This window comes from Pseudomonadota bacterium, assembly GCA_022361155.1.
Classification (GTDB): domain Bacteria; phylum Myxococcota_A; class Polyangia; order Polyangiales; family JAKSBK01; genus JAKSBK01.
The window spans coordinates 1-6,876 of sequence record JAKSBK010000526.1 but is presented as its reverse complement, the minus strand read 5'-3'; the positions used below and the strand labels follow the sequence as shown (position 1 = coordinate 6,876).

At 61.7% G+C, this 6,876-nt stretch carries 4 protein-coding genes and 1 pseudogene; all 5 read left to right on the top strand.

The features are described from left to right. Positions 1–52 precede the first annotated feature (52 nt). Positions 53–196, top strand: a pseudogene (locus MJD61_19505) (S-adenosylmethionine tRNA ribosyltransferase). A 79-nt stretch (positions 197–275) separates the two neighbouring features. After that, on the top strand, positions 276–383 hold the full coding sequence (locus MJD61_19500) for an S-adenosylmethionine:tRNA ribosyltransferase-isomerase (protein MCG8557449.1): 108 nt from the start codon (positions 276–278) through the stop codon (positions 381–383). Between the two features lie 115 nt (positions 384–498). After that, complete coding sequence (locus tag MJD61_19495; protein MCG8557448.1) at positions 499–3,168, top strand: DEAD/DEAH box helicase; 2,670 nt, start codon at positions 499–501, stop codon at positions 3,166–3,168. 166 nt (positions 3,169–3,334) lie between these two features. Continuing rightward, positions 3,335–6,337: a TonB-dependent receptor gene (locus MJD61_19490; GenBank protein MCG8557447.1), complete on the top strand. Its 3,003-nt coding sequence runs from the start codon at positions 3,335–3,337 to the stop codon at positions 6,335–6,337. A gap of 25 nt (positions 6,338–6,362) precedes the next feature. Further along, positions 6,363–6,876, top strand: a 514-nt coding sequence (locus tag MJD61_19485; protein ID MCG8557446.1) for a RagB/SusD family nutrient uptake outer membrane protein, incomplete at its 3' end; no start/stop codon positions are given.

The following is a 6,876-nucleotide window of genomic DNA, read 5'->3' as shown; positions in this document are numbered from 1 at the left end:
TCCGAGCTTGCTCCGGGCCGGCGACCTGCTCGTGCTCAACGATGCGGCCACGGTGCCGGCGTCGCTTCGCGCACGCGCGGCCGGCCGAGCACTCGAGGTCCGCCTTGTCGCACGCCGCAGCGGCTCGCGCTGGAGTGCGGCGCTGTTTGGCGCAGGGGACTGGAAGACCCGCACCGAGGAGCGATCCGCACCGCCACGTTTGGCCGTGGGAGCCCGCCTTTGCTTCGAGGGCTTTCGCGCCACGGTCGTGCGAATCTCGAGCATCTCGCAACGCCTTGATCATCGACGCGCAGTTCGACGTTCTCGACGACGCGCTTGGCCATGCCGTTGCCGCCGGCTACCGAACCCACGAGTTCGGCGACGCGAGCCTGATCCTGGCCTAGAGCGCCGACCGGTTTAAAGCGCGCCGTGGAATCCAAGCAGCGCGAGGCGCCGCTGGCGAGGCGCGACAACTAGGAGTATTGGGGATACTGCCCGTATCGGCGACGCAGAGGCAGCATGACAAGCAGGAACGGCTCCACGCTCACGCTAAAGGATCGTCTTTCTCGCCTGACCTTCCAGCAGGCCTGCCGGATCCTGGGTCCGGAGGCCCGGCGGCTGATCATGCAGGGAGGCAAGATCGAAATCGGAGACTTCAGCGAACAGGTTTCCCTGTCTGCCGATGCCTTTCGCGTCTTGCTGCCGCAAGCCACGGTCGCCATCTCCCTTGCAGACGACAGGCGCCAAGGGTTGCGCTTCTGTTGCACCGGCTGCGAGGTGGCCTGCGAGCACGCAGGCCTGGCGTTTTCGCTGATCCTGGAGGAGAAGACGACGCTCGGGTTGGCTGCGCCGCCGCGCGTGCGCACTCCAGTCGAGAGCCTTGGCGAGCGCGAGCTCGTGGAGCGCGCGATCAAGGAGCGCTCCGAGCGGGCTCGGGCTGAGAAGATGCAGCTGAGCTCGTCCGATCCAAAGCGCCTGTGGACAGACTACACGGTCACGAGCCGCGAATCCGGCAAGACGTACCGACTGGCGCTGCGCGGCTGGGAGCTGGGTGAATCGTATTGCTCTTGCCCGGACTTTCGGAACAACACCCTGGGCACCTGCAAGCACATCCTGCACGCCCTGGGCAAGCTGGAGCGGCGTTTCCCCGCCAGGGTCCGTCGCAGGCCCTACCAGCGAAACAGCATCTCGGTCCACCTCCGCTACGGCGGACAGATCGAGCTTCGAATGGGCCTACCCGACGAGCTGGCTCGGCCGGTTGCGAAACTCGTCGCCCCGTTTCGCGGGCAACCTATCGAAGACATCCGCTCGCTCTTGCGCAGCCTGCAGAAGCTCGAGGCCCTCGGGACCGAGGTCACGGTCTATCCAGACGCGGAGGAGTACATCCAGCGGCGTCTGCTCCGGGAGCGGCTTGAGAACGTAGTCGTCGAGATCCGCAAGGACCCGTGCCGGCACCCGTTGCGCAATAGCCTCCTCAGGATGGACCTGCTGCCGTATCAGCTCGATGGAATCGCGTTTGCGGTCGGCGCGGGACGGGCGATCCTCGCCGATGACATGGGCCTTGGGAAAACCATCCAGGGCATCGGCGTGGCCGAGCTGCTGGCCCGAGAAGCCGGCGTTCGCAAGGTGCTGATCATCTGTCCGGTGTCGCTCAAGTCGCAGTGGAAAGGCGAGATCGCTCGTTTCTCGCACCGCGAGTGCCAGCTCGTGATCGGAAGCGCGAAAGAGCGAGCCGAGCAGTACGACAGCCGGTGCTTCTTCACGATCTGTAACCCCGAGCAGGTGCTGCGGGACATCCAGCCCATCGAGCGGGCGAGTTGGGATCTGATCATCCTCGACGAAGGTCAACGCATCAAGAATTGGGAAGCCAAGACCACGCGGGTGATCAAGGGACTGCGCTCGCCCTTCGCTCTGGTGCTCTCGGGTACGCCGCTCGAGAATAACCTCGGCGAGCTCTACTCGGTCGTAGGCTTCATCGACGACCGCCGCCTGGGACCCGCCTTTCGCTTCTTCAACCGGCATCGGGTGGTGGACGACGGCGGCAGGGTGCTGGGCTACAAGAATCTCGGCGAGCTGCGTGAGCGTCTGAAACCGGTCTTGCTGCGCCGCACGCGCGAGTCTGTGATGAAAGACCTGCCCCCGCGGACTACCGAGATCATCCGTATCACGCCCACGGCGGAACAGCTCGATGTCCACGGGAGCAACATGCGGGTAGTCAGCTTGATCGTGCGCAAGCCCTACGTCTCCGAGATGGACTTGCTGCGCCTCCGGAAAGCACTGCTCATGTGCCGCATGGTGGCCAACAGCACCTTCCTGGTGGATAAGCAGCAACCGTCCTATTCCAGCAAGCTGCAGGAGCTCGATGGGCTGATCGGCCGGCTCGGGGCGGAAGCAGGCCGCAAGATCATCCTGTTTTCGGAATGGACCACGATGCTCGACCTGATCGAGCCCATCCTGACGCGACACGGGCTGAGCTACGTGCGGCTGGACGGCTCGGTGCCGCAGAAGATCCGGCAGCGGCTCGTTCAACGTTTTCACGACGATCCGGAGTGCAAGACCTTCATCACGACCAACGCGGGCTCCACGGGACTGAACCTGCAGGTGGCCGACACCGTGATCAACGTGGACCTGCCCTGGAATCCGGCGGTGCTGGAGCAGCGCATTTCCCGTGCCCACCGCATGGGCCAGCAGCGCCCGGTTCATGTCTTTGTACTGGTGACCGAGGAGACGATCGAGGAAAACCTGCTGACGACCTTGTCGGCCAAACACGAGCTTGCGCTCGCCGCTCTCGACGCGGGCTCGCAAACCGAAAGCGTCGATTTGGCCAGCGGGATCGAGGAGCTGAAGGCCCGCCTGGAAGTGCTGCTTGGCGCGAAGCCTGCGGCGCCGCTGGATGTCAGCGAACAGGCGCTACAGCAGGAACGTGTCCGGGCACTGGTCGAGCGCAAGAAGATCGCTTCGGCCGGAGGTCAGCTGGTCAGCGCAGCGTTTGGTTTCCTGAGCGAGATGATGCCTGGCAGTGCAGAAACCGAGGAGTCTCGGCAACTTGCCGCGTTGATCCGCGGCCGGCTCGACGACTGCCTGGAGCGCGACGACCAGGGCGTCTATCATCTGAACGTGACCTTGCCCGACCCGACGGCACTCGATAATCTGTCCCGCTCCCTCGGCCGGCTTCTGGCGGGCCTTTAGTACGTTGTCGGCCCTCATGAATTGGGTGTCCTCTTGGCCTCCGTCGCTCGAGTCGTCGACTCGCTCAACCCCAGCTGATGTGAACATGCCTTCAAGTCTCGGAACACGAATCTGGCGCCTAGCTCCCTTGGCCGCTGCTCTTTACCTACTGGGCCCGGCCACCCTGTTGGCAAGCCCCGCCGACACCGAATCGATCTCCGGCACGGTCACTGACGAAGCCGGAGATGGGCTGGGCGGCATCTCCGTGGTCCTGAAGGGGACGCCGCACAAGACCGTCACCGACGTCGACGGAAACTACACGCTTGTCGTCCCCAAGACCCCGAAGGGCCTCTCAAGCGACGCCCGGTTGGCCTTTTCGTCCCCAGGCCATTTCCCTCAGACTCTCCCGGTGCGCGGACGCAGCACCATCGACGTGCGCATGGCAACGGATGCCGCTGTCGACGAAGAGATTGTCGTTGTCGGCTACGGCTCCAAGGAGAAGACGGTGGTTTCCGGCGCCATAGCGCAGACCATGGGAGCCGAAATCCAGGCCAGCCCTGCCTCCAACCTCGCCGCCTCACTGGCCGGCCGCCTCCCGGGCATTGCCTTCAGTCAGCGAAGTGGCGAACCCGGTCGCGACGGCGTGTCTATTCTCGTACGAGGCAAGAGTTCCATGGGCAACAACTCCCCTCTCGTCGTGGTCGACGGAGTACCTGGGCGAGACGGCCTTGATCGGCTTGATCCCAACGACATCGCCTCCATCACGGTTCTCAAGGATGCTTCAGCTGCGATCTACGGCGCCCGCGCCGCCGCCGGGGTCATTCTGGTCACCACCAAGCGCGGAGCCCTGGGCGAGCCCCGCATCACCTACACCTACAATCACGGCTTCGTGTCGCCCACTCGCCTGGCACAAATGGCGGACGCCTACGACTTCGCCTACGCCACCAACGTCTTTGATCTCCACAGCGGACAACCTCCCACGTACTCGGACGTCGACCTTCAACAATTCCTGGACGGCTCCGCACCTCTCACCCATCCCAACACGGACTGGTACGACGCCCTCTTCAAGAGCCTCTCCCACCAATCGCGGCAGAACTTGCAGATCACGGGTGGCTCCGACCAAGTCAAGTACTTTCTCTCGCTCGGCACTTCCAACCAGGACGGGCTGTACACCGGCGCGAATACCAAGTTCACCCAATACAACCTGCGCTCCAGGATCGACGCCCGAATAACCGACAACCTGCGCGTCTCGGGAGATATTGCAGCGCGCAGGGAAGAACGCGTCAGCCCCGGCTCACCCGACTGGCTCATCTACTGGAACACCCGCAGGCAGCCCCCCACCGAGCACGCCGTTTTCCCAAACGGCTCCTACTCTCAGGGGCTCGCCGGCGTCAATCCGCTCGCCGTGGTCCGCGAAGCTGGATACCGGCGTCGCCAGCGGGACATTGTCCAGACAACCCTTCGGTTTGAGTACAAGATCCCCAAGGTCGAGGGGCTGTTTCTCGACGGGTTCCTTGCCGTAGACGGCACGAACCTCTTCCAAAAGAACTGGAGCACGCCCTGGAACTACGCCACATTCGATCCTGCCACCAACACTTACGAGACTTTTCAGAGCTCCTACCGAGACACCATTTCACTGAACGAATACACCCAGCGAGACTCTTCGGTTACGCCCAATGTCAAACTAAACTACGCCAACACCTTTGGCGATCACGACATCAGCGGGTTTCTTGCCTATGAACAGAATGCGGCAAGCATCTCCTCCAACCGGCTCGCTAGAAAACAGTTCGCCACGGAGCACATACAGCAGATCTCGGCGGGCAGTGCCGACCCCAGCGAAGCCGAAACCTCCGGCTCGGCCGCCAGACGCGCCCGCCGCAACTACTTCGCCCGGGCATCCTACACCTATGCGCAGCGATACATTTTTGATGCCACGGCTCGGCTAGATGGCTCCGCCAACTTCCCGCAAGGCCAGCGCTACGGCTTCTTTCCTGGTGTCTCAGGGGCGTGGCGGCTGTCCCAGGAGAACTTCATGCAGGCGGCGTCCGCGATAGATGAGTTGAAGCTCCGGGCCTCTTACGGCCAGCTAGGCAACGACCGACTCAGCGCCGACGGATTCCCTCCCTTTCTTCACCTGGAAACCTTCGCTCCGACGTCCGCCTATGTAACAGATGCCCTCCAGGTCCTTTCGGGCGTCCGTTCCAGGGGCGCCCCCGTTTCCAATCTAACCTGGGAAACGACCGAGACCGTCAACCTCGGAGTCGACAGCTCCCTTCTTGAAGGCAAGCTCAGCTTCTCCCTGGATGTTTTTCGGAATAGAACCTGGAATATGCTCATCACGCGACGGGACGCGGTACCCACCTTCGCCGGCATTCGCAATTTGCCACAAGAAAACGCCGGAACAATGATAAATCGCGGACTCGAGGCCACCGTATCATACAGCGATAACTTCCGGGACTTCTACTTTAATGCCGGTGGCAACTTTGCCTTTGCGCGCAACAAAGTGACCTTTATCGACGAGGCGCCCCATGATGAGGCCCCCTGGCAGTCGAAGACCGGCAGAAGGCTCGATCGAGGCCTGTACTACGAGACGCTCGGCATCTATAGGACGCCGGAGGACCTGGCGGCCTATCCAGCGAGGCGGAGTGGGTCCGACCTTGGCGATCTGATCATCCGCGACGTAAACGGAGATGGAGAGATTACCGATCTCGATAAGGTTCCCCATCATCTGAACTCGACACCTGAGATCACGTTTGGGCTAAACCTGGGTGCATCGTACAAGGGCCTCGACTTGACGGCTCTGCTGCAGGGTCAGGCTAGATCGATACTATCCGTCGGCATCGAGCCCAGAAGAGGCGAGAACATCTATCAATCGCAGACGGACTATTGGACTCCGGACTATCCGAACGCGACGCTTCCGAGAATCACGAGGAAGGAGAACTATCGGCACGACAGCGACTTTTGGCTGCGGAGCTCTGCCTTTCTCAGGCTCAAGACGGTGGAGATCGGCTACACGTTTCCCGACCACATCCCAGAATCCATCGGACTTGGTACCACACGGATCTATATTTCTGCGCACAACCTGCTGACGCTGTCGGCGATCAAGGAAATCGACCCAGAAAGCCAAAGTCAAAGGACACATCCGCAGACTCGAATCATAAACATTGGGGTTAGAGCGTCCAACTTCTAGATATAGGCTCTAGCAGAGTAGCATTATGAAACAGTCAACAATGATAATGGCCGTCAGCTCCATGCTGGCCGGAGGCTGTACGAGTGGCTTTCTGGATCTTAGCCCCATGAATGATCTGCGAGCGGATGCTGTTTTTTCCGACCCCGCGCTGGTGGAGGCCTTCGTGAACGCCGCCTACGGGGAGGGAGTACGTCACGGATTCTGGCGAAACCGCGACATATCGGTGGTGGGGCTTTCGGGGGACGTCCGGCATACTCATTGGTACGGCACCGAGGAGTTCGCGAAGGGACGCACTACGCCGGACAATGGGGAGAACGCAACGGGCAATCTCTGGCGCGATTCCTATCGGGTTATCAGGAATATCAATACGTTTTTTGCGAATATCGAGGGCTCTCCGCTGGAGCAGGAGCGGAAGGCGCAATTGATCGCGGAGATGCAGTTCATTCGGGCCTGGGTCTATGCAGATTTGGTCCGGTGGTACGGGGGTGTGCCGCTGATCGACGAGGTGCTGACGACTCGGGACACGCAGAGGTTTCACG